Origin of the sequence: Streptomyces sp. NPDC102283, from assembly GCF_044766265.1 — a bacterium.
Classification (GTDB): domain Bacteria; phylum Actinomycetota; class Actinomycetes; order Streptomycetales; family Streptomycetaceae; genus Streptomyces.
This window is the reverse complement of the sequence record NZ_JBIWLQ010000004.1, coordinates 455,979-478,795: the sequence shown is the minus strand read 5'-3', so window position 1 is coordinate 478,795 and position 22,817 is coordinate 455,979. Positions and strand designations below refer to the sequence as shown.

Genomic DNA, 22,817 nt, shown 5'->3' with positions numbered 1-22,817 from the left:
GAAGTGGAGCGTGGCTCGTGACCGATCAGGCGGTGGACACCAGCGGCCCGGCGAAGGCCCCGGGGGCCGAGGCGCCGTCCGGCGCCGCCCCGCCCCGATTCGTCGGCCGCGAACGTGAGTTGAAGGCGCTGCGGGCGGACATCGAGCGCGCCGGCCTCGACACCCTTGCCGGGCGCAAGGCCCCCCGGGCCCGGGTCCTGCTCATCGCGGGCCGGCCCGGCTCCGGCCGCAGCGCGCTCGCCGAGGAACTGGCCGGGGCGCTCACCGGAACCGACGCCGCCGGGGCCGCCGCGACCGCCACGGGCGCACTGCCCTGGGCCGTTCCCGGTACGGGCTCCGGCGACTACCCCGACGGGGTGCTCCGGGTCGGCCTCACCGACCCCGGCGGCGGACGCGTCCCCACCGAACGCACCGCGGGCGAGATCCTCGGCCTCCTCGGGATGGCGGTCCCGCCCGGCGCCGACCAGGACGAACTGTCCGAGATGGTCCGCGAGGCCCTCGCCGTACGGCGGCTTGTCCTGGTGCTCGACGACGCGGCCGACGCCGAACAGGTCGACCCGCTCCTCCCGGAGAACCCGGACTGCCTGGTCCTCGCCACCGCGACCGGACCGCTGACCGGCATCCCCGACGTACGGCCCTGCACCCTCGGCGGACTGGAGGCGGGCGCGGCGGTGCGGCTGCTCGCCCGCGTCATCGGACAGGTCCGCATCACCGTCGACCCCCGCACCGCGGAGAGGCTGGCCGAGGAGTGCGGGGGCCAGCCCGCGGCGCTCGCCCTGATGGGCGGCCTGCTCGCCGCGCACCCCATGGCCTCGGTCGCCGACGTGACCAAGCAGTTGCACGAGCTGCCCGACCCCGGCGATCACCTGCCCACCGGAGCCCGCCCGCTGGCCCGTGCGTTCCGGCTCGTCCACGACTCCCTGCCGACGGCCGCCGCCCGGATACTGCGTCTGCTGGCCCTCGCCCCCGCCGGCCTCGCCGACGCCCACACGGCCTCCGCGCTGGCCGGCTGCTCGGTCTCCGCCGCCCGCTCCACCCTCGACGACTTCGTGAAGCTCGGGCTGCTGCGGACGGACGGCGCGGCCCACCCCCAGTACGCGGTGCCCGGCTGCCTCGCCCCGATGCTGCCGGCCCTCCTGGAGGACCGGGACCGGCCGGCCGAGATCCAGCTCGCCCGCGCCCGGATGCTGGAGCGGACCGTGCGCCGGCTCCAGTCCTGCCGGGCGGTCACCGAGCCGGAGGGCTCCGCCGCCCGCCGCAAGCTCGCCGGCCTGCCCCGCTCGCTGCGCTTCCCGAGCGCCGACGAGGCGGGCGCGTGGCTGCGGGTCCGCCAGCCCGCCCTGCTCGCGTCGGCCCGGCTCGCCGTGGCGGACGGCGAGCTCGACACCCTGGCGCGGCGGCTGGTGGCGGCCCTGGTGCGGGCGCTGGCCGCGCACCGGGGGACGGAGGAGGCCGCACCCGAGCTGTACGGGCTGCACGGCCTCGTCCTGGACGTGGCGCTCCGCCGCGAGCTGCCCCGCGAGCAGGCGGCCGCCCTGCTGAACCTCGCGGACCTGGACGCCCGCACCGGCCGCACCCGGGACGCGCTGACCCGCTACCGGGCCGCGCTGGACGCCGGAAGAGCGGCGAGGGACCTGTACGCCACCGGGCGCGCGATGGAATCCGTAGGCGGCGCGTACGAGGAGCTGGGGGACTACCACCGGGCCGCCGACTGGTACGGCCGGGCGCTCGCCCAGCGGCTGACCCAGGGGGAGCGCGCCGACGAGGCCCGGCTGTACGGACGGCTCGGGGCGGTCCACACCTACGCCGGACGCTACGGCGAGGCGCTGCGGAACTGGCGGGCCGCCGCCGCGGGCCACCGCAGGCTCGGCGATCCGGCGGCCCAGGCGCGGGCGCTGAGCGAGTCGGCCCGGGTCCAGGAGTACGCGGGCCGGCCGCACGACTCGCTCCAGACCTGCCGGGAGGCCGTCGATCTGGCCCGGCGCGTCGGTGACGTGCGGCTTCAGGCGGCGCTCCAGCTGCGGCTTGCCGACACGCTGGACCGGCTCGGGGACCCCGCGGCGGCCAGGCTGCACCGGGGTGCGGCCGATAGATTGCTGGGCGAGGAGCCCTCAGCCTACGAAATCCGTAGTGCTTCGACAGAAAGTTAATGCTTTGTAAGGCTAGACAGCGCGAAGTCCTTCATTAGACTGGCTCTGCCGCGTTCCTTCGTGGCGTCTCCATTTATGCTGTATATGTCCGGGTGTGCACAGTTCTGCCCGGATGACCCTCCGAGCCAAGGACCGTGATCGACGTGAAGGTCGGCATCCCCCGCGAAGTCAAGAACAACGAGTTCCGGGTGGCGATCACCCCCGCCGGAGTGCATGAGCTCGTCGGCCACGGCCACCAGGTCGTCATCGAGCACGACGCCGGCGTCGGCTCGTCCATCCCGGACGAGGAGTACGTCGCCGCGGGTGCGCGGATCCTGGCCACCGCCGACGAGGTCTGGGCCGCCGCCGACCTGCTGCTGAAGGTCAAGGAGCCGGTCGCCGAGGAGTACCACCGCCTGCGCAAGGACCAGACCCTCTTCACGTACCTGCACCTCGCCGCCTCCCGCGAGTGCACCGACGCGCTGCTGGCCTCCGGCACCACCGCCATCGCCTATGAGACGGTCGAGACCGCGAACCGCGCCCTCCCGCTGCTCGCCCCGATGTCCGAGGTCGCCGGCCGTCTCGCCCCGCAGGTCGGCGCGTACCACCTGATGCGCTCCGTCGGCGGCCGCGGTGTTCTCCCCGGCGGCGTCCCCGGTACCGCGGCGGGCAGGGCCGTCGTCATCGGTGGTGGCGTCTCCGGCTGGAACGCCACGCAGATCGCCGTGGGCCTCGGCTTCCACGTCACGCTGCTCGACCGCGACATCAACAAGCTGCGCGAGGCCGACAGGATCTTCGGCACCAAGGTGCAGACCGTCGTCTCCAACGCCTTCGAGCTGGAGAAGGCCGTCGTCGAGGCCGACCTCGTCATCGGCGCCGTGCTGATCCCCGGAGCCAAGGCCCCGAAGCTGGTCACCAACGAGCTCGTCGCCAAGATGAAGCCCGGAAGTGTACTTGTCGACATTGCAATCGACCAGGGTGGCTGCTTCGAGGACTCGCGTCCGACGACCCACGCCGAGCCGACCTTCCAGGTCCACGGCTCGGTCTTCTACTGCGTCGCCAACATGCCCGGCGCGGTGCCCCACACCTCCACCTACGCGCTCACCAACGCGACGCTGCCCTACATCGTGGAGCTCGCGAACCGTGGCTGGGCCGACGCCCTGCGTCGCGACGCCGCTCTCGCCAAGGGTCTCAACACCCATGAGGGCCAGGTGGTTTACCGCGAGGTGGCCGAAGCGCACGGTCTCCCGCACGTCGAGTTGACCGCGCTCCTCGGCTGACGGGTCAACCCCCTCCGTCAACATCGGGACTCCGGCCGGACCTTGCCGAGCAAGGTCCGGCCGGATGCGTATCGGGCCCTGTGGGGCCCTTGCGCAACTCGCGCCGAACGTAACCCTTTACCCGTTTCGTGCTGCGGTGAAATGTGCGGCTTGGTCGCTGTGCGCCCTTGACAGCGAGGCGTTCGATTGCCGACACATCGGGCCGGGTCCGGCGGATTGTGTTGCTGCGGACCGGTGACACGCCATAGAGTCGCCAATCGTCGGCATGGTGCCACGCTGACCTATCGATAAGTTTCCTGGTCACGTCCAAGGAGGTAAGACGACTTGTGAATGAGTCGACAATTACTCCCGGGGGTGGTCAACCAGGGATGCCTGCACGGGGTCTGAGCCCGATCGGGCTCGAAGCTGTCGGCTCCGTCGCTGTCCGCACCTTCGCCACCCAACAGCACATGACGACAGCCCCCCAGATGATGGACGGCCTACACGTGAACGCCACGGCCGGCAACGAGAGCAGCCGGGACACCGACCGCTTCGCCGACTTCGCCGAGGTGCCCGAGGGGCACTTCTACGACCCCGACGCCGAGTACGAGCCCGATCCGGAGTACGCGGCCACCCTCGCGCCCGACGCCGCGCGTCAGCGCCGCGAGCGCATCGGCCCGACCGGACGGCCCCTGCCGTACTTCCCGATCCCGGGTCCCCTGACCGACCACGGCCCCGCGAAGATCATCGCGATGTGCAACCAGAAGGGCGGCGTCGGCAAGACCACGTCGACCATCAACCTGGGCGCCGCGCTCGCGGAGTACGGACGCCGGGTCCTGCTCGTCGACTTCGACCCGCAGGGAGCCCTCTCCGTCGGCCTCGGGGTCAACCCGATGGAGCTGGACCTCACCGTCTACAACCTGCTCATGGAGCGGGGCATGACGGCCGACGACGTCCTGCTCAAGACCGCGGTCCCCAACATGGACCTGCTGCCCAGCAACATCGACCTCTCCGCGGCCGAGGTGCAGCTCGTCAGCGAGGTGGCCCGCGAGTCCACGCTCCAGCGCGCCCTGAAGCCGCTGATGGCCGACTACGACTACATCGTGATCGACTGTCAGCCCTCCCTCGGCCTGCTCACCGTGAACGCCCTGACGGCCGCTCACAAGGTCATAGTGCCGCTCGAGTGCGAGTTCTTCGCCCTGCGCGGGGTGGCGCTGCTCACCGAGACCATCGAGAAGGTCCAGGAGCGGCTCAACCCGGAGCTGGAGCTCGACGGCATCCTCGCCACCATGTACGACTCCCGTACGGTGCACAGCCGCGAGGTCCTGGCGCGCGTCGTCGAGGCCTTCGACGAGCACGTCTACCACACGGTCATCGGCCGCACGGTCCGCTTCCCGGAGACCACGGTCGCCGGTGAGCCCATCACCACCTACGCCTCCAACTCGGTCGGCGCAGCCGCCTATCGCCAGCTCGCCAGGGAGGTGCTCGCCCGGTGTCACGCCGAGTGAGTCTGCCGGGGGCCGACGAACTGTTCCGTACCACCGGAGGCGGGATGGGCCTCCAGCCGTCCTCCCCGGCGGAGCGGCGGCGCAAGGCGAACGGCGAGCCGCGGGTGCCCGCGCCCGCCGGGGAGAGCGACCCCTCCGGCCAGGCCCCGCCCGCCGACCGTGAGGAGCACACCGCGGCCGACGCCGACGGCGGCGACGCGCGGGGCCGCGGCGGTGAGGGCGAGCGTTCCCCGTCCGCCGGGGCCGCGTCCGGCGAGCGCCCCGCGTCCTCGGCCGCTCCGGCCGAGCAGCCCCCGGCGGTCCAGCAGCAGCGCAGGCGCGGCGGCGGCCGCGGCGCCAACCGCCGCCCCAGCGGCCGGGAACGCCACGACGAGAAGATCACGGTCTACGTCTCCGCCGAGGAGCTGATGGACCTCGAACACGCCCGGCTCGTCCTGAGAGGCGAACACGGCCTCGCCGTCGACCGCGGCCGCATCGTCCGCGAGGCGGTGGCGGTGGTCCTGGCCGACCTGGAGTCCCGGGGCGACGCGAGCATCCTCGTACGGCGGCTGCGCGGCCGCTGAGCGGCACGGCGCGGGTAGCCTGCCCCACTAGGGCCTGACGACAGGCTCTGGACCCGCCGCCCGGCGGGAACCGCCCGCGCCGCCGCCCCATCCCTGGACCTCCATGCCCACGCCCGACGACCCCGCCACCCCGCGCCGCCGTGCCCTGGGGCGGGGGCCGGGTGCGGTGGCGCCTCCGGTGGAGGCGACTCCCGTGCAAGAGCCCGTACCCGTACCCGTACAAGAGGCTGTGCCGGAGCAGGAGTCGGACGGCAAGCGCTTCACCGTCCGGCTGGTGAACTTCGAGGGCCCCTTCGATCTCCTCCTCCAGCTGATCTCCCGGCACAAGCTGGACGTCACCGAGGTCGCCCTGTCGAAGGTCACCGACGAGTTCATGGCGTACATCCGCGCCATGGGCCCCGACTGGGACCTCGACCAGACCACCGAGTTCCTCGTCGTCGCCGCCACGCTGCTCGACCTCAAGGCCGCCCGGCTGCTGCCCGCCGCCGAGGTCGAGGACGAGGCGGACCTCGTGCTCCTGGAGGCGCGGGACCTGCTCTTCGCGCGGCTGCTCCAGTACCGCGCGTACAAGCGGATCGCCGAGATCTTCGAGGGCCGCCTGGAGTCCGAGGCCCGCCGCCATCCCCGTACGGTCGGCCTGGAGGACCAGCACGCCGCGCTGCTGCCCGAGGTGGTCATCAGTATCGGGCCCGAGGGCTTCGCGAAGCTCGCGGTGAAGGCGATGCGGCCGAAGCCCAGACCCCAGGTGTACGTCGACCACATCCACGCCCCGCTGGTCAGCGTCCGGGAGCAGGCGGCCCTCGTGGTGGAGCGGCTGCGCGAAGCCGGGAAGGCGCTGAGCTTCGCGGTGCTGACCGGGGACGCGCCGGACACCCTGACCGTGGTGGCCCGGTTTCTGGCCCTGCTGGAGCTGTACCGCGAGAAGGCCGTCACCCTCGACCAGGACGAGGCGCTGGGCGGCCTGCTGGTGACCTGGTGCGGCGGGGCGGACGCGGAGCCGGTGGTGACGGACGAGTTCGACGCCGAACTCAACGGGCGGCCCGCTGACGAGGAGGACGTACGGGAATGAGTGAGCAGCCGACTCGGGAGACCGAGGAGGGCGCGGTCGCCGCGCTCGATCTGAAGCCCGCCCTGGAGGCGGTCCTCATGGTCGTCGACGAGCCCGCCACCGTCGACCACCTGGCCAAGGTGCTCCAGCGGCCCCGCAGGGCCGTGGCGGACGCGTTGCGGGAGCTGGCTGACGAGTACACCGTGCAGCGCCGGGGCTTCGACCTGCGGCTCGTCGCGGGCGGCTGGCGGTTCTACACCCGCCCCGAGTACGCGGCGGCCGTGGAGGGCTTCGTCCTGGACGGCCAGCACGCCCGGCTCACCCAGGCCGCGCTGGAGACCCTGGCGGTGGTCGCGTACCGGCAGCCGGTGAGCCGCTCGCGGGTCTCGGCGGTGCGCGGAGTGAACTGCGACGGCGTCATGCGGACCCTCCTCCAGCGGGGCCTGGTGGCGGAGGCGGGCGCGGAACCCGAAACAGGTGCGATCCTGTACAGGACGACGAACTACTTTCTGGAGCGAATGGGCCTGCGCGGCCTGGACGAGCTCCCGGAGCTCGCGCCCTTCCTCCCGGAGGCGGACGCGATCGAGGCTGAGACGCTAGAGGGTGTGCCGTCGTTCGATCCGGACGCACCGGACACCCCGGATACTCACGCAGACGACAAGACGGAATTTTGATGCGAAGCAGTGGCAGGAACAGCGGAAGCGGCAACGGCGGGAGCGGCGGCCGGAGCAGCGGCGGCGGCAACCGGAACCCCCGGAGCGGCGGCGGCGCGGGCAGCGGCGGCGGGTCCTTCCGCCAGGGCCAGGGTGGCGGCCAGGGCGGTCGTCCCGGCGGCCAGGGCGGCGGCCGCGGCGGAAGCCAGGGCGGGCGGCCCGGAGCCCCGGGCGGCCGTCCCTCCGGTCAGGGCGGTCGTCCCGGCCAGGGCGGCCGTCCCACCGGCCAGGGCGGCGGCCAGGGCGGACGCCAGGGCGCTCAGGACGGGCGTTCGAGCTACCAGGGCGGCCGCGACGAGGAGCAGCGCCCCCGTCGTCCCCGCCCGGAGGAGCGCCGCTACGACGTCGGCAACGACGCCCCCGGCGCCCGGGCCGAGCAGGACGGCCCCCGCAAGGGCCGCGGCTCGGCCGCCCGGGGCGGCGCCAAGGGCGGCCCGAAGCCCGCACAGGGCGGCAGCCGCAGCGGCGGTTTCCGCCGGGCCGCACCCTCGCGCCCCCGTGAGCTGGACGCCAAGATCGAGCAGCGCAACCGCGACCGGTACGCGAACAAGCCCGAGATCAACCTCCCCAAGACCCACCCGGGCGCCGAGCAGGAGGGTGAGCGGCTGCAGAAGGTCCTCGCCCGCGCCGGCATGGGCTCGCGCCGGGCGTGCGAGGAGCTGATCGAGCAGTCCCGCGTCGAGGTCAACGGCGAGATCGTCGTCGAGCAGGGCATGCGCGTCGACGTGCACCAGGACGAGATCAAGGTCGACGGCCTCACGGTCGCCGCCCAGTCGTATCTCTTCTTCGCGCTGAACAAGCCCGCCGGGGTCGTCTCCTCGATGGAGGACCCGGACGGCCGCCAGTGCCTCGGCGACTACGTGACCAACCGCGAGACGCGGCTGTTCCACGTGGGCCGGCTGGACACCGAGACGGAGGGCATCATCATGCTCACCAACCACGGTGAGCTGGCCCACCGCCTCACGCACCCCAAGTACGGCGTCAAGAAGACCTACCTGGCCGCCATCCAGGGCCCCCTGCCGCGCGACCTCGGCAAGCGGCTCAAGGACGGCATCCAGCTGGAGGACGGCTACGCCCGCGCCGACCACTTCCGCGTCGTCGAGAACACCGGCAAGAACTACCTGGTCGAGGTGACCCTCCACGAGGGCCGCAAGCACATCGTGCGCCGGATGCTGGCCGAGGCCGGCTTCCCGGTCGAGCGCCTCGTGCGGACGTCCTTCGGGCCGATCCCGCTGGGCGACCAGAAGTCCGGCTGGCTGCGCCGCCTCACCAACACCGAGGTCGGCATGCTCATGCGCGAGGTCGGCCTCTAGGCCCTTCTCCGCACCAGACGTCGTACGAAGGCCCGCGGCCGGTTCTGTTCGGAAAGTTCGAACAGAACCGGCCGCGGGCCTTCTGCTGCCCCCGTCCAGCCTTTATAGTCAGAGTGACTATAAAGAAGGAGGCGGGCGTGAGCCTCGCGGACGTACTCGATCCCCTGCAACAGCCCCTGGTGACGATCCTGGACACCCCGGTCAGCTGGACCGAGGTGCTGGGCTTCGGAAGCGGGGCGCTGTGCGTCTGGCTCGTGGCCCGCCAGCACCTCGCCAACTGGCCGATCGGCATCGCCAACAACCTCTTCTTCGTCCTGCTGTTCGCCCAGTCCGGCCTGTACGCCGACGCCGGCCTCCAGATCGTCTTCATCACCCTCGCCGCGTACGGCTGGTGGACCTGGACCCACGGGGGTGGACCAGGGACCTCTGTCCTGCCGGTGTGTCGAACGACCCGCACCGAATGGACCTGGCTGCTCGCGGCGGGGGTGGTGGGGACCCTCGGGATCACGCTGCTGCTGTCCCGGGCGACCGACTCCACCGTCCCGTTCTGGGACGCGGCTACGACGTCCCTGTCGCTGATGGCGACGTACGGGCAGTGCAGGAAGCGGCTGGAGTCCTGGTGGCTGTGGATCGCCGCCGACGTCGTCTACATCCCGCTGTACGCCCACAAGGGGCTGTATCTGACCTCGCTGCTCTACGCCGGGTTCCTCGCGCTCTGCCTCGTCGGCCTGCGCGACTGGCGGCGCGACCTGACCGCCCGCACCGCGCGCCCCGCGGAGGTGGCCGCGGCATGAAGCGCTACGAACACGGCCTGGTCCTCGGCAAGTTCTACCCGCCGCACGCCGGCCACCACCACCTCGTCGAGACTGCTCGGGACCGCTGCGAACGGCTGACCGTGCTGGTCTGCGCCGCCTCCGTGGAATCCGTCCCGCTCGCCGACCGGGTCGCCTGGATGCGCGAGGTCCACCCGGACGTCACGGTGGTGGGCGCGGTCGACGACACGCACATGGACGTGGCCGACCCGGCCGTCTGGGACGCGCACATGGCGGTCTTCACCGCGGCCGTGCCCGAGCGGGTGGACGCCGTCTTCACCTCGGAGGCGTACGGGGAGGAGCTGGGCCGACGCTTCGGCGCCGCGTCCGTCCTCGTCGACCGGGGCCGCACCCTCTTCCCGGTCTCCGGCACCGCCGTGCGCCGGTCCCCGGCCGACTGCTGGGACTTCCTCCGGCCGCCCGTGCGGGCCGCCCTCGCCCGCCGGGTCGTCGTCCTCGGCGCGGAGTCCACCGGCACCACCACCCTCGCGCGGGCGCTCGCCGCCCACTACCGCGCACGCGGCGGCGTGTGGGCACGCACCGGCTACGTCGCCGAGTACGGGCGCGAGTACAGCGAACAGAAGCTCGCCGCCCTGCGCGAGCGCTGGCCCGGAGCCGCCTGGGAGGACGTCAGCTTCACCACCGACGACTTCCCGCTCATCGCGCAGGCCCAGAACGACCGGGAGGAGGCCGCCGCCCGCGCCGGGTCCCCGGTGCTCTTCTGCGACACCGACTCCTTCGCCACCACCGTCTGGCACGAGCGGTACGTCGGCGGCCGCAACCCGCTCGTCGAGGAGATCGCCGACCGCACCGACCACCACCTGTGGCTGCTCACCGACCACGAGGGCGTCCCCTTCGAGGACGACGGACTGCGTGACGGCGAGGAGCTGCGCCCCTGGATGACCGACCGCTTCCGCGCCGAACTCACCCGTACGGGCAGGCGGTTCATCGAGATGACCGGTCCGCCCGAGGCGCGGCTCACCGCCGCCGGCACCGCCGTCGACGAACTCCTCACCACCGGCTGGAACTTCGCCGCACCCCTCCCGGAGACGCGATGAGAACCCCCGTCCCCGAGGGCTACGACCCGCACGCCTTCGCCCCGTTCGCGGTCACCGTCGACCTCGCGGTCTTCACCGTCCGAGAGGCCCGGCTGCACGTGCTGCTCGTCGAACGCGGCCAGGAGCCCTTCCGGGGCCGGTGGGCGCTGCCCGGCGGCTTCCTGCTGCCCCGCGAGTCCGCGGAGGACGCCGCCCGCCGCGAACTGGCCGAGGAGACCGGCCTCGGCCAGGGCGCCGTCGGCACCCTCCATCTCGAACAGCTGCGCACCTACACCGCCCCGGACCGCGACCCGAGGATGCGGGTCGTCTCCGTCGCGTACGCCGCACTCCTGCCGGACCTGCCCGAACCGCGCGGCGGCGGCGACGCGGCGAGCGCCCGGTGGGGGGACGCGGGCTCCACCGGACCGCTGGCCTTCGACCACGACCGGATCCTCGCCGACGCCCACGACCGGATCGGCGCCAAGCTCGAATACAGCTGCCTGGCCACGGCGTTCTGCCCCGCCGAATTCACCCTCGGGGAACTCCAGCAGGTCTACGAGACCGTCTGGGGCGTCGAGCTCGACCGCCCCAACTTCCGGCGCAAGGTCCTGAACGCGCCCGGGTTCGTCCAGGCCGTCGAGGGCCCGCCGCGCCGCACCGGCGGCCGGGGTAAACCGGCCGCCCTCTTTCGGGCGGGCGACGCCACCGCCCTGCACCCGCCGCTCCTGCGCCCGCCACGACCGGACGCCCCCGCAGCCCCGTCGCACTCCGCACCGGAAGGACGAGACAGATGACCATCACCACCCCGCCCCTCACCAAGCAGGCCGCCACCGGCGTGCTGACCGGGCTCGCGCTCGGCGACGCCCTGGGCTTCCCCACCGAGTTCAACGACGTGCCCGCCATCCTCGCCAAGTTCGGCCCCTGGCGGCAGCTTCCCCTCCTGACGCCCGCGGTCGTCTCCGACGACACCCAGATGACGATCGCCCTGGGCCGGGGTATCCGCACCGCCATGGACAGCGGACTGCTCACCCCCGAACGGATGGTGGACCCGGTCCGCGCGGAGTTCGTCGCCTGGTACCACTCACCGGACAACAACCGCGCCCCGGGCAACACCTGCCTCACCGCCTGCCGCCTGCTCGAACACACCCGGGTCTGGCAGGAGGCCAGCCAGACGCACTCCAAGGGCTGCGGCGCCAACATGCGGGTCGCCCCCGTCGGCCTGGTCCCGGGCCTCAGCGAGGAACAGCGCGCCGGGGCCGCCCAGCTCCAGGCCGCCCTCACCCACGGCCACCCCACCGCGCTCACCGCCTCCGACCTGCTGGCCCGCGCGGTGTTCCTGCTCGCCCAGGGCGCCGAACCCCTCGGTCTGATCGGACAGCTCCGCAGCTACGCCTACGAGAACCGGGGCCGCTACCACACCCGCTGGCTCGGCGACCTCTGGCGCCACGCGGGCGACGCCACCCCGCAGGCGTACACCCAGCGCGGCTGGGACGAGTGCCTGACCGCGCTGGGACGCGTCCAGGACGCGCTGCGCGACCCGTCGCCGGAGACCGACCCCTGCGAGCGGACCGGCGACGGCTGGATCGCCGAGGAGGCCCTCGCCACCGCGCTGCACTGCTTCCTGCTGTTCCCCGAGGAGCCCCTCACCGCCCTGCGCCGGGCGGCCTGCACCCGGGGCGACTCCGACTCGATCGCCTGCCTGACCGGAGCGCTCGCCGGGGCGCACCTGGGCGCGGCGGCCTGGCCCAAGGAGTGGTCGGAGCGCATCGAGTACCGCAGCGACCTGCTCTCCCTCGCCGCGCTCTGGGACGCTTGAGCCTTCCCGTCGGCGTCTGCGCGTCATCGTCTCGCCGACGGGGCCCGCGTGTGAGTGAGCCGAGGGCGACCGGGTACGAGAGGGCGGACCTGCTCCCGTACGAAGGCCTGGTGGTATCCGTGTCCTCCTCACTCGTCGAGACCATCGACATCAAGGCTCCCGTGGCCGTCACCTGGTCCCTGTGGAGCGATGTCACCCAGTGGCCCAGGTTCCTGAGCCACGTCCAGCGCGTCGATCCGATCGACGAGCGGCGCTTCGCCTGGCAGCTCTCGCTGCCCGGCGCGGAGAAGCGGTTCGTCGCGGAGCTGACCGAGGTGGTCCCCGAGGACCGCATCGCCTGGAAGACCACCGAGGGCGTCCACCACGCCGGGGTGGTCACCTTCCACCGGCTCGACGACACGTCGAGCCGCGTCGCCCTGCAGGTCGAGTACGACCCCCAGGGATTCATCGAGCACCTGGGCGCGCTGACCAACCTCGACTCCGCCCTGGCCAACTACGACCTGGGCGAGTTCCAGAAGCTCGCCGAGCTCACGGCCGCGTCGGGCGGTCCTCGTACGGTGTGAGCGCGGACCGGCCCGCAGCGCGATCGGCCGAGGCCCGCCGGGCGCGGACGAGGAGGCCCTCCACGGCGGCCCGGTCGGGTTCCGGCGGCAGCGGGGAGCGGACCGCCGCCTCGGTGTTCTCCTCGCCGAGGCGGTTCATCCGGCGCTCCACCTCCGGCCAGGACACCTCGCCCCGCCGCACCGCCAGCAGTTCCTCACGGGCCTCGCCGACGTCGATGCGCAGCTCACCCGTGCGCAGCAGGTCCCGGCAGCTCGCCAGCAGCCGCAGCAGGTGCATGGCGTGCTTCCAGCGCGGCGCGCCATGGACCCGTACGTCGGCCTCCAGCTTCCTCCGCTGACCCAGCGCGTACCGGACGAACGTGTCGTGCGCGAGCCGTGACAGGAACGCCCCGCGCAACGCCAGCAGCTCGCGGCCCGTCTCGTCCACGGACTCCACCAGCGGGGAGTGCAGGCACTCCAGCACGTTCGGGTTGGCCCGCAGCGCCAGCTCGCAGAAGCGTTCCAGCTCCCAGGAGAACTGCTCCGGCGCGGGGCCCTCCACATGCGTCGGCGGCTTCTCGAAGCGCCAGAACAGCGGGGTGGGCGCGAGGAACACCCCGCGCCGGTCGGTATCGCTGTCCTCCGTGGCCAGCCCGAACGCGCGCGAGCCCATCACACAGGCGTAGACCGTGTGGTCGCGTACGAGTGCTTCGTCGGCGGCGGTGATCATGCCCGCGAGCGTACGTGCGCGGTGGCCGCCGCGCCTCGGAGATTCCGGCCCGCTCTCAGGCCAGCCGGATCGCGCCCCCCGAGACGGTGATCCGCTCCGCGGGCAGCGGCCGGGTCGCCGGGCCGGCCTCGACCGCCGCGTCCGTGATGCTGTACTTGCTGCCGTGGCAGGGGCAGTCGATCGTGCCGTCGCTCACCGTCGAGACGAGGCAGCTCGCATGGGTGCAGACGGCGGAGAACGCCCTGAAATCGCCCTCCTCGGGCTGGGTCACCACCACTTTCCGCTCCGTGAGGACGATGCCACCGCCGACCGGGACGTCCGCGGCCCTGGCCAGCTCCGCCCCACCCGAAGCGCCGTCGGACGCTGTCGGCGTGGAGCTCGCGTCCCCGTCGCCGTCCCCGCCGGACGATCCGCAGCCGGTGGCCAGGGAGGCGGCGCCCGCCGCACCCGCGGCCAGCACCGTCCTTCGCCGTGCGTTCATGGGCTCTCCTTCGGTAGGGCCTGGTGTGGTGGGTACCGGCCATCGTGGCGGCGGAGGGCCCCCGGGCGAAGCAACCGGGCGGACCGTGCGCCCGCCCGGGTGTCGACAGAGGCCACCGACGGCCCTGCCCCCCGCCCTGACGGCCCGCGCTCCGGAGCGCCCCACGCACGTGACCGGCCGTCTCACGGAGGGAACACCGCGACCGGGTCCGCCGCGGCCGATCTAGGCTGAGGTGGGCGAAGGGCGGCGCCGAGGGCGCCGGCCCGGAGGCGCGGACGATCAGCGCAGAACGCAGAACGCAGAACGAGGAGTGCGACGTGGCGGTACGAGCGGTCCGGGGCGCTGTCCAGCTGGACCAGGACGAGGCCGGGCACATGGGCCTGCGGGTCGGTGAGCTGCTGACGGCCGTACTGGACCGCAACGAGCTCGTCGCCGACGACCTGATCAGCATCTGGTTCACCGCCACCCCCGACCTGCACAGCGACTTCCCCGCCGCCGCCGCGCGCGGCCTCGGTATCGTCGACGTCCCCCTGATCTGCGCACAGGAGCTGGACATCGACGGGGCCATGCCCCGGGTCGTCCGTATCCTCGTGCATGTCGAGACCTATCTCTCGCGCGCCGAGATCAGCCACGTCTACCTCGGCGCCACCGCCGCTCTGCGCAAGGACATCGCCCAGTGAGAACCGCCCTCGTCATCGGAACCGGGCTCGTCGGCACCTCCGCCGCCCTCGCCCTGGCCGGCCGCGGCGTCCACGTGCACCTCGTCGACCACGACCCCGCCTCCGCCCGCACCGCCGCCGCGCTCGGCGCCGGCACGGACGATGCGTCCCAGGGCCGCGTCGACCTGGCGATCGTCGCCGTGCCGCCCGCGCACACCGCCGCCGTCCTGGCCGGGGCCATGCGCGACGGGGTGGCCCGCGGCTACCTGGACGTCGCCAGCGTCAAGGGCGGCCCGCGCCGCGAGCTGGAGGCGCTCGGCCTCGACCTCGCCCCGTACATCGGTACGCATCCGATGGCCGGCAAGGAACGCTCCGGCCCGCTCGCCGCGACCGCCGACCTCTTCGAGGGCCGCCCCTGGGTCCTCACCCCGACCCGGGACACCGACACCGAGGTGCTCAACCTGGCGCTGGAGCTGGTCGCCCTGTGCCGGGCCGTCCCCGTCGTCATGGACGCGGACGCCCACGACCGGGCCGTGGCCCTCGTCTCGCACACCCCGCAGCTGATCTCCTCGATGGTCGCCGCCCGGCTGGAGGAGGCCGACGAGACCGCCGTACGGCTGTGCGGTCAGGGCATCCGCGACGTCACCCGGATCGCCGCGTCCGACCCCCGGATGTGGGTGGAGATCCTCTCCGCCAACCCCGGCCCGGTCGCCGACGTCCTCGCCGGGGTCGCCGCCGACCTGGAGGAGACCGTGACCGCGCTGCGCGGCCTGCACTCCGCCGACGAGGAGAAGCGGCGCGCCGGCACCGAAGCCATCGAGGACGTCCTGCGCCGCGGCAACGCCGGCCGCGTCCGGGTCCCCGGCAAGCACGGCGCGGCCCCCGCCGCCTACGAGACCGTGGCCGTCCTCATCGGCGACAAGCCGGGCGAGCTGGCCGCGATCTTCGCCGACGCCGGCCGGGCCGGGGTCAACATCGAGGACGTCCGCATCGAGCACGCCACCGGCCAGCAGGCGGGCCTCGTCCAGATCATGGTCGAGCCCAGCGCCGCCCCGGTCCTCGGCGCGGCCCTCCGGGAACGCGGCTGGTCGATCCGCGGCTGAGCCCGGTCCCGCACGGCGGGGCGGCGCCTTCCCCGCCCGGGTGGCCCGCCTCCCCCGTACGGGGTACAAGGGCCCGCCCGGTACTCGGTAACCTGGTACGAGGCCGTCTCCGAGGCCCGTCCGTCCCCGCACCGTGTACCAGGAAGGTGTCCACCACCGTGGAAACCGCACGCTCCTCCGTGATCGTCGCCATCGACGGGCCCTCGGGCACCGGCAAGTCGAGCACGTCCAAGGCCGTCGCCGCCAAGCTCGGCCTGAGCTACCTGGACACGGGCGCGCAGTACCGGGCCATCACCTGGTGGATGCTGAACAACGGCATCGACGTCGGCGACCCGGCCGAGATCGCGACCGCCGCCGCCAAGCCGGTCATCGTCTCCGGCACCGACCCCGCCGCCCCGACGATCACCGTCGACGGCGAGGACGCCTCCGGCCCGATCCGCACCCAGGAGGTCACCTCCAAGGTCAGCGCCGTCAGCGCCGTCCCCGAGGTGCGCACGCTCATCACCGAGCTCCAGCGCTCCATCGCCGCGGCGGCGACCGGCGGCATCGTCGTCGAGGGCCGGGACATCGGCACCACCGTGCTGCCCGACGCCGACCTCAAGATCTTCCTCACCGCCTCCCCGGAGGCCCGCGCCGCCCGCCGCAGCGGCGAGGTCAAGGGCTCCGACCTGACCGCCACCCGCGAGGCCCTGATCAAGCGGGACGCCGCCGACTCCGGCCGCAAGACCTCGCCGCTCGCCAAGGCGGACGACGCCGTCGAGGTGGACACCACCGAGCTGACCCTCCAGCAGGTCATCGAGTGCGTCGTCACCCTCGTCGAGGGGAAGCGGGTCGCCGCGTGAGCGATGCCACAGGCGCGCCCACGCTGCGCGGAGCGGCCGTCGGGCGGTCCATCGGCATCGGCCTGATGTACGGGCTGTGGAAGCCCAGGGTCCTCGGCGCGTGGCGCGTGCCCGCCGCCGGACCCGTCATACTCGCGGTGAACCACTCCCACAACATCGACGGACCGATGCTGATGGGCACCGCGCCCCGGCCGGTGCACTTCCTGATCAAGAAGGAGGCGTTCGTCGGCCCCCTCGACCCGTTCCTGCACGGAATCGGCCAGATCGAGGTGGACCGCCGGGTCGTCGACCGCACCGCCATCACCCACGCGCTCGGCGTGCTGGAGGACGGCGGCGTCCTCGGGATCTTCCCCGAGGGCACCCGGGGCGAAGGAGACTTCGCCTCGCTGCGGGCCGGACTCGCCTATTTCGCGGTACGGGGCGGGGCTCCGATCGTCCCCGTTGCCGTCCTGGGAAGCACCGAGCGGCCCGGACGGTTGATACGGGGGCTGCCCCCGCTGCGCAGCCGGGTCGACGTCGTCTTCGGCGACGCGTTCGACGCGAGCGCGGGCGACGGGCGGCGGACGCGCAGGGCGCTGGACGAGGCGACCCTGCGGATCCAGGCGAAGCTGACCGCCCACCTGGAAAGCGCCAAGCGCCTCACCGGGCGATAGGCGAGACTTGAGTAGTGGACCGCGCTGATCGCGGTCCATCGATGATGATGCAAAGAGGAACGGACTTCATGAACGACCAGATTCACTCCGACGGCTCGGGCCACGAGCACGGAGCACTTGGCGATGCCGAGTTCGCGGAGTTCATGGAGCTCGCCGCGCAGGAGGGCTTCGATCCCGAGGACGTCGAGGGCGCCCTCGACGAGGCCGGTCACGGCCCGCTCCCCGTGCTCGCGGTCGTCGGCCGCCCCAATGTCGGCAAGTCGACCCTGGTGAACAGGATCATCGGCCGCCGCGAGGCCGTCGTGCAGGACAAGCCCGGCGTCACCCGCGACCGCGTCAGCTACGAGGCCGAATGGGCCGGACGCCGCTTCAAGGTCGTCGACACCGGCGGCTGGGAGCAGGACGTGCTGGGCCTCGACGCCTCCGTCGCCGCCCAGGCCGAGTACGCCATCGAGACGGCCGACGCGGTCGTCTTCGTCGTCGACTCGACCGTCGGCGCCACCGACACCGACGAGGCCGTCGTCAAGCTGCTGCGCCGGGCCGGCAAGCCCGTCGTCCTCTGCGCCAACAAGGTCGACGGACAGAGCGGCGAGGCGGACGCCAGCGCCCTGTGGTCGCTGGGCCTCGGCGAGCCCTACCCGGTCTCCTCGCTGCACGGCCGCGGCACCGGCGACATGCTGGACGCGGTCCTGGAGGCCTTGCCCGACGCCCCGGCCCAGAAGTTCGGCACCGCCCTCGGCGGCCCCCGCCGCATCGCCCTGATCGGCCGCCCGAACGTCGGCAAGTCCTCCCTGCTGAACAAGGTCGCGGGCGAGGACCGGGTCGTCGTCAACGAGCAGGCCGGCACCACCCGCGACCCGGTCGACGAGCTGATCAAGCTCGGCGGCATCACCTGGAAGTTCATCGACACGGCCGGCATCCGCCGCCGCGTCCACCTCCAGGAGGGCGCGGACTACTACGCCTCGCTGCGTACGGCCGCCGCCGTGGAGAAGGCCGAGGTCGCCGTCGTCCTGATCGACTCCAGCGAGTCCATCAGCGTCCAGGACCAGCGGATCATCACCATGGCCGTGGAGGCCGGGCGCGCCCTCGTCGTCGCCTTCAACAAGTGGGACACCCTCGACGAGGAGCGCCGCTACTACCTGGAGCGCGAGATCGAGACGGAGCTCGCGCAGATCGCCTGGGCCCCGCGCGTCAACGTCTCGGCCCTCACCGGTCGGCACATGGAGAAGCTGGTCCCGGCGATCGAGACCGCGATCGAGGGCTGGGAGACCCGTGTTCCCACCGGCCGGCTGAACGCCTTCCTCGGTGAGATCGTGGCCTCCCACCCGCACCCGATCCGCGGCGGCAAGCAGCCGCGCATCCTCTTCGGCACCCAGGCGGGCACCAAGCCCCCGCGCTTCGTGCTCTTCGCCTCCGGCTTCCTGGAGCACGGCTACCGCCGCTTCGTGGAGCGCCGCCTGCGCGAGGAGTTCGGCTTCGAGGGCACCCCGATCCACATCTCCGTCCGGGTCCGCGAGAAGCGCGGCCGCAACAAGTAGCACCAGCGCGACCAGCAGCACCAGCGCACGACGAAGCCCCGGACCGCTCTCGCCGGAGCGGCCCGGGGCTTCGTCGCGCGGCCTGCGGAGCAGGGCCTCAGGAGTCCGGTGAACCCGGCGGCAGCGCCGCGGGCCGGGCCCGCCCCGCATGCCGCCCCACCCGCTGCCAGGAGCCGAGGCCCCCGGTGTGCGGGCTCTGCCCGCCGCTCCCGCTCTGGCCGTTGTGCCCAACGCCGCCGCCGTGCCCACCGCCGTGCCCGGAGGGGGCGGGGTGACCGCTCAACGCGGTCCTGGAGGCGAAGAGACCGGCGCCGAAGGCCGGGAAACCGAGATTCTCCTCGCCGCTCCGGTCGCCCGGCAACGCCCGGAACGAGCGCCGGTACTCGGAGTACAGCGCGTCGTAGATCGGGGTGGGGGACACGCCCCCCGACGGATCCTGCGAGGGACGCATGGCAGGGATCTGACTCTGATGCTGGCGGGAGGAGTCGTATGAGTGCACGTAGGTGCCAACGACCTCACTGCCCGTCGGATGCGGCTCCGCCGGAGAAAACGCTGTTCGGCGGGGGCGTCCGAGCCGGCCGGACACGATCAGGTCCCGGCCAGCGGCATCGACGCGGCGACCAGCAGCCCGTTGACCGCGGCCTTCTCCAGGGCGTCCCGGAGCAGGTCCTCGCGCGGCTGCTGGCCGATGGTGCCGGCCGGGGCGGCGAAGACGAGGACCGTCTGCGACTTGTTGGCCGCGGCCCGCCAGCCGTCGGTCACCTGGAGCGGCTGGTGGGCCTGCCACCAGGCGACCGGGTTGCCGCCTCCGGCGCTCGGCTGCAGCACGGCGTGCAGCTGGCCCACCGCCAGCAGCACGGACCAGCCCGCGAGGACCTCCGGCAGCCGGTTCATGTCGGGGGCGGGGCGGAATCCCTGCTCCAGCAGCAGCTGGAGAAATTCGTCGCCCCCGCTGCCGTCGGTGCCGGGCCGGGCGACCGGGCCGGTCGGTTCGACGACCAGGGCCGGGCGCAGATCGTCCTCGATGAGGACGAGTCCGCTGGTGATGCCGAGGACGGCCTGTTCGGGCATGCGCCCCTCCGTATCCTTCTGCTCGCTTCCGGTGATGCTGCGCACCGCGCCCTGGAGCTGGTCCTCCGCGACCTTGACGACCTGCGAGGGGATGCACGTCGCGTGGGCGAAGGCGAGGACGGCGGTCTCGTCGCCGATGAACAGCACCGTGCTGGTGCGTTCCTGGTCGGAGTCGCCGGGGGTGCGGCAGGAGGTGCAGTCGTAACTGCCCGGGGCGTTGTCGCCGACGAGCAGCCGGTCGGCTTCGTCGTCGCCGATCTCGGCGCGTACGTCCTGGCTGACGTCGAGCATGCGCGGCACGGGGACTCCTCGAACTCGGTGCGTGGGCCGGGTGGTTCCCGGGCTCCATGAAGAGACAACGCGGGATCCGCGGCCGGGGTCACGCACCGGGGCGCACAGAAGTGCGGCACAGGTCGACACATCGGTACGTCGAGCAGTCGACGTAGGGCCTTCCGAGGGGTCGGCGCACGGTTCCGGCCGCTCGGCGCACGGGCCCCGGCCCGTCGGCCCGGGGCCCTCGCGTTCCGTCGGGGAAGTTTTTGCCGGGGCGCAGGCAACCTCCCGGCATTTATCTACGTCAAGCTCGGAGTAAAGCCTTGGCGAACGGGTGGTGGGTTAACCGTCCGGGTCGTCGCACCGGTGGTCCGCACGCGCGATCCCGTTACTTCCGGGGCCTGCGGCTATCCGGATTGAACGCCTCCGGAACCCGCAGGTCAACAGCGGTTCGAGGGAGGAGCGGGGCTACCGTGCGGGATGTCGCGGATGCTCCGGGATTTCCCGGTTCATTTCGGGCAGAAATTCGCCGGGAACTACAGACTTGACAAGGTCGGGCCGACAGGGGGAAACAGCGACACCATGCATATTTCTTTTCTTCTGCACAATGCCTACGGAATCGGAGGAACCATCCGGACGACGTTCACGCTCGCCCGTACGCTCGCCGAGCAGCACGACGTCGAGATCGTGTCCGTCTTCCGGCACCGTGACGCCCCCGCTCTCGGCGCACCCGATGGCGTGACGCTGCGCCACCTCGTCGACCTGCGGAAGAAGAGCGCGACGTACGACGGTGACGACCCCGAACACGCCCGGCCCGCCGCGGTGTTCCCGCGCGGGGACAGCCGGCACAAGCAGTACAGCAGGCTCACCGACGCCCGCATCGCCGCCCATCTCCAGGCGGTCGAGGCGGACGTCGTCGTCGGCACCCGCCCCGGTCTCAACGTGCACCTCAGCCGGGGGACCCGCCGCGGACCGGTACGCGTGGGGCAGGAGCACCTGACGCTCGACAGCCACGGCTACCGGCTGCGCCGCGAGATCGCCCACCGGTACGCGCTGCTCGACGCGCTCACCACCGTCACCCGTGCCGACGCGGACGACTACCGAAGCCGGCTGAAGCTGCCCGGCGTACGGATCGAGACCATCCCCAACGCCGTTCCCCAGCCTGCCTGTCCGCCCGCGAGCGGCGACCTGAAGTGGGTCGTCGCGGCGGGCCGGCTGCACCGGGTCAAGCGCTACGACCTCCTGGTGCGGGCCTTCGCCCAGGTGTCCGCCGCCCGCCCGGACTGGCGGCTGCGCATCTACGGCGGCGGCGACGCGACCGGTGACGAACAGGCCTCCCTGCGCACCCTCGTCGACGAACTCGACCTGCACAACCATGTGTTCCTGATGGGCTCGGCCAACCCGATGGAGGCCGAGTGGCCCAAGGGGTCGATCGCCGCCGTCACTTCGGACCGCGAGTCCTTCGGCATGACGATCGTCGAGGCGATGCGCGGCGGTCTGCCGGTCGTCGCCACCGACTGCCCGCACGGACCGGCCGAGATCGTCGAGGACGGCGTCGACGGGCGGCTGGTGCCGGTCGGCGACCCGGACGCGATCGCCGCCGCGCTGCTCCAGCTGATCGAGGACGACGGATTGCGCCACCGGATGGGCGTGGCCGCGCTGAGCGCCTCGGCCCGCTTCGACCCGGCGCGGATCGCCGAGCGCCACGAGAGCCTGTTCACCGAACTCGTCGCCCGCGGCGCCCAGGGGCATGGGCACGGTGCCCTGCGCACCGCGCTGCACCGCACCCGCGGCAGTGTCCTCGACGGGGCCTACGCCCTGCGCTACAAGGCCGCCGACGCGCTCCGCAAGGGAAGGGCCGCATGACCCCCGCCATAGCCACCGTACGGGCCGACTGCGCCGCCGACCCGGCCGGGACACTCACCTTCGACCTGACCGTCCCGGCTTCCTCACCCGCCCCCGCGCCCGCGTCCGTGCTGCTCCTGCGGCGCCGGGGCGCGGCCGGCCGCAGGCCCGGCGGTACGGTGCGGATCCCGCTCGGCGAGTCCGGCCCCGGGCGGCTGCGGGCGGTCCTCCCGGCCTCCACCGGGCTGTCCGAGGGGCGCTGGGACGCCTATGTCGAGGAGCCGGGATCCCAGGCCGTCCGGACCGTGGAGCCGGGGCTGCGGGACCTGCGGGCCCTCGTCGACCGCAGCCCGGACACCGGAGCCGCGAGCGTCAGCGCCCGGGTGCCCTACCCGACCGCCGACGGCCGGCTCGCCCTGCGCTGCTGGGTCCGCGCCCCGCACGCCGAGGCGGGAACCGTCGTCGTCGGCCCGGACGGCATGACGGTCGAGGGCGTGCTGTACGGCGTCGCCGCGGGGGAGGGGGCCCTCGTGGAGGCCCGGCCGCCGGGCGGCCCGGCCGGGTCGCACAGCTTCCCGCTCGCCCCTGACGGGCCGTCCGGCGGCTTCGCCTTCACCCTGCCCTACGGCCCGCCGGCCGGGGGGCCGGTGCGCGAGGCACAGCTCTGGCAGCTGTGGCTGGTCCCGGCGGAGGGCGCGGCCGGGATCAGGATCTCGCGCATCCTCGACGACGTCTGGTCCCGCGACAAGTCCTTCGTCTACCCGGCCCGCGCGGCGGCCCCCGGGGTGCTCGCCACCCCCTGCTACACCGCCGACAACGACCTCTGCCTCCGGCTGGAGCCCGGACCGGCGCACAGCTGAGGGAAGGGAGACCGCTGGGGGA

At 73.0% G+C, this 22,817-nt stretch carries 23 protein-coding genes; 19 read left to right on the top strand and 4 right to left on the bottom strand.

The annotated features are described in order from the left end of the window. Window positions 1-17: 17 nt before the first annotated feature. From ACIRJT_RS11435 to ACIRJT_RS11380, 12 genes are all read left to right on the top strand, one after another. Window positions 18-2,150: a tetratricopeptide repeat protein gene (locus ACIRJT_RS11435; protein ID WP_403907466.1), complete on the top strand. Its 2,133-nt coding sequence runs from the start codon at window positions 18-20 to the stop codon at window positions 2,148-2,150. Window positions 2,151-2,293: 143 nt separating this feature from the next. Next, entirely contained in the window at window positions 2,294-3,409 is a 1,116-nt protein-coding gene (gene ald / locus ACIRJT_RS11430) for an alanine dehydrogenase (RefSeq protein ID WP_403907527.1), read from the top strand. A 368-nt stretch (window positions 3,410-3,777) separates the two neighbouring features. Continuing rightward, complete coding sequence (locus ACIRJT_RS11425) at window positions 3,778-4,896, top strand: ParA family protein (RefSeq protein WP_007448578.1); 1,119 nt, start codon at window positions 3,778-3,780, stop codon at window positions 4,894-4,896. After that, a complete protein-coding gene (locus ACIRJT_RS11420) occupies window positions 4,893-5,459 on the top strand; it encodes a hypothetical protein (protein ID WP_403907525.1) in 567 nt (188 codons plus the stop codon). The genes ACIRJT_RS11425 and ACIRJT_RS11420 overlap by 4 nt, the downstream gene beginning before the upstream one ends. A 103-nt stretch (window positions 5,460-5,562) precedes the next feature. Then, a complete protein-coding gene (locus tag ACIRJT_RS11415) occupies window positions 5,563-6,528 on the top strand; it encodes a segregation and condensation protein A (protein WP_403907463.1) in 966 nt (321 codons plus the stop codon). Next, window positions 6,525-7,181, top strand: coding sequence for an SMC-Scp complex subunit ScpB (gene scpB, locus ACIRJT_RS11410; protein WP_403907461.1), 657 nt, complete (start codon window positions 6,525-6,527; stop codon window positions 7,179-7,181). The genes ACIRJT_RS11415 and scpB overlap by 4 nt, the downstream gene beginning before the upstream one ends. Further along, on the top strand, window positions 7,181-8,533 hold the full coding sequence (locus ACIRJT_RS11405; protein ID WP_403907459.1) for a pseudouridine synthase: 1,353 nt from the start codon (window positions 7,181-7,183) through the stop codon (window positions 8,531-8,533). The genes scpB and ACIRJT_RS11405 overlap by 1 nt, the downstream gene beginning before the upstream one ends. Window positions 8,534-8,670: 137 nt before the next feature. After that, on the top strand, window positions 8,671-9,327 hold the full coding sequence (gene pnuC / locus ACIRJT_RS11400) for a nicotinamide riboside transporter PnuC (RefSeq protein ID WP_403907457.1): 657 nt from the start codon (window positions 8,671-8,673) through the stop codon (window positions 9,325-9,327). Beyond that, window positions 9,324-10,403 (top strand): AAA family ATPase, encoded by a 1,080-nt coding sequence (locus ACIRJT_RS11395; protein ID WP_403907455.1) that lies wholly within the window; start codon window positions 9,324-9,326, stop codon window positions 10,401-10,403. Before pnuC ends, ACIRJT_RS11395 begins: the two co-directional genes overlap by 4 nt. Beyond that, a complete protein-coding gene (locus ACIRJT_RS11390) occupies window positions 10,400-11,176 on the top strand; it encodes an NUDIX hydrolase (RefSeq protein ID WP_403907453.1) in 777 nt (258 codons plus the stop codon). Before ACIRJT_RS11395 ends, ACIRJT_RS11390 begins: the two co-directional genes overlap by 4 nt. Further along, window positions 11,173-12,198 carry an ADP-ribosylglycohydrolase family protein gene (locus ACIRJT_RS11385; RefSeq protein ID WP_403907451.1) on the top strand — a complete coding sequence of 342 codons (1,026 nt, stop codon included), beginning with the start codon at window positions 11,173-11,175 and terminating at the stop codon, window positions 12,196-12,198. The genes ACIRJT_RS11390 and ACIRJT_RS11385 overlap by 4 nt, the downstream gene beginning before the upstream one ends. Before the next feature lie 119 nt (window positions 12,199-12,317). Continuing rightward, a complete protein-coding gene (locus ACIRJT_RS11380; protein ID WP_403907523.1) occupies window positions 12,318-12,761 on the top strand; it encodes an SRPBCC family protein in 444 nt (147 codons plus the stop codon). On the opposite strand, the gene ACIRJT_RS11375 is transcribed toward ACIRJT_RS11380, so the two are convergent. Next, on the bottom strand, window positions 12,727-13,470 hold the full coding sequence (locus ACIRJT_RS11375) for a DNA polymerase beta superfamily protein (RefSeq protein ID WP_403907449.1): 744 nt from the start codon (window positions 13,468-13,470) through the stop codon (window positions 12,727-12,729). The genes ACIRJT_RS11380 and ACIRJT_RS11375 overlap by 35 nt on opposite strands. Before the next feature lie 55 nt (window positions 13,471-13,525). Next, a complete protein-coding gene (locus tag ACIRJT_RS11370) occupies window positions 13,526-13,951 on the bottom strand; it encodes a Rieske (2Fe-2S) protein (RefSeq protein ID WP_403907447.1) in 426 nt (141 codons plus the stop codon). Window positions 13,952-14,268: 317 nt separating this feature from the next. Here ACIRJT_RS11370 and aroH point away from each other — a divergent pair, with 317 nt between their 5' ends. From aroH to der, 5 genes are all read left to right on the top strand, one after another. Further along, entirely contained in the window at window positions 14,269-14,631 is a 363-nt protein-coding gene (gene aroH / locus ACIRJT_RS11365) for a chorismate mutase (RefSeq protein WP_403907445.1), read from the top strand. Next, window positions 14,628-15,713: a prephenate dehydrogenase gene (locus ACIRJT_RS11360; protein WP_403907443.1), complete on the top strand. Its 1,086-nt coding sequence runs from the start codon at window positions 14,628-14,630 to the stop codon at window positions 15,711-15,713. Before aroH ends, ACIRJT_RS11360 begins: the two co-directional genes overlap by 4 nt. A 146-nt stretch (window positions 15,714-15,859) precedes the next feature. After that, on the top strand, window positions 15,860-16,555 hold the full coding sequence (gene cmk, locus ACIRJT_RS11355) for a (d)CMP kinase (protein ID WP_032790830.1): 696 nt from the start codon (window positions 15,860-15,862) through the stop codon (window positions 16,553-16,555). Next, complete coding sequence (locus tag ACIRJT_RS11350) at window positions 16,552-17,208, top strand: lysophospholipid acyltransferase family protein (protein WP_403907440.1); 657 nt, start codon at window positions 16,552-16,554, stop codon at window positions 17,206-17,208. The genes cmk and ACIRJT_RS11350 overlap by 4 nt, the downstream gene beginning before the upstream one ends. Window positions 17,209-17,276: 68 nt before the next feature. Continuing rightward, window positions 17,277-18,746 (top strand): ribosome biogenesis GTPase Der, encoded by a 1,470-nt coding sequence (gene der / locus ACIRJT_RS11345; protein WP_403907438.1) that lies wholly within the window; start codon window positions 17,277-17,279, stop codon window positions 18,744-18,746. Between the two features lie 97 nt (window positions 18,747-18,843). Here der and ACIRJT_RS11340 read toward each other — a convergent pair whose 3' ends face one another. Then, window positions 18,844-19,197, bottom strand: a complete 354-nt coding sequence (locus ACIRJT_RS11340; protein ID WP_403907436.1) for a hypothetical protein — start codon at window positions 19,195-19,197, stop codon at window positions 18,844-18,846. A gap of 137 nt (window positions 19,198-19,334) precedes the next feature. After that, window positions 19,335-20,117 carry a hypothetical protein gene (locus ACIRJT_RS11335; protein ID WP_371622681.1) on the bottom strand — a complete coding sequence of 261 codons (783 nt, stop codon included), beginning with the start codon at window positions 20,115-20,117 and terminating at the stop codon, window positions 19,335-19,337. 555 nt (window positions 20,118-20,672) lie between these two features. Between ACIRJT_RS11335 and ACIRJT_RS11330 the strand changes: the two genes are divergently transcribed. Then, window positions 20,673-21,956 (top strand): glycosyltransferase family 4 protein, encoded by a 1,284-nt coding sequence (locus ACIRJT_RS11330; protein ID WP_403907434.1) that lies wholly within the window; start codon window positions 20,673-20,675, stop codon window positions 21,954-21,956. Next, a complete protein-coding gene (locus ACIRJT_RS11325; RefSeq protein ID WP_403907432.1) occupies window positions 21,953-22,795 on the top strand; it encodes a transferase in 843 nt (280 codons plus the stop codon). Before ACIRJT_RS11330 ends, ACIRJT_RS11325 begins: the two co-directional genes overlap by 4 nt. Window positions 22,796-22,817 lie beyond the last annotated feature (22 nt).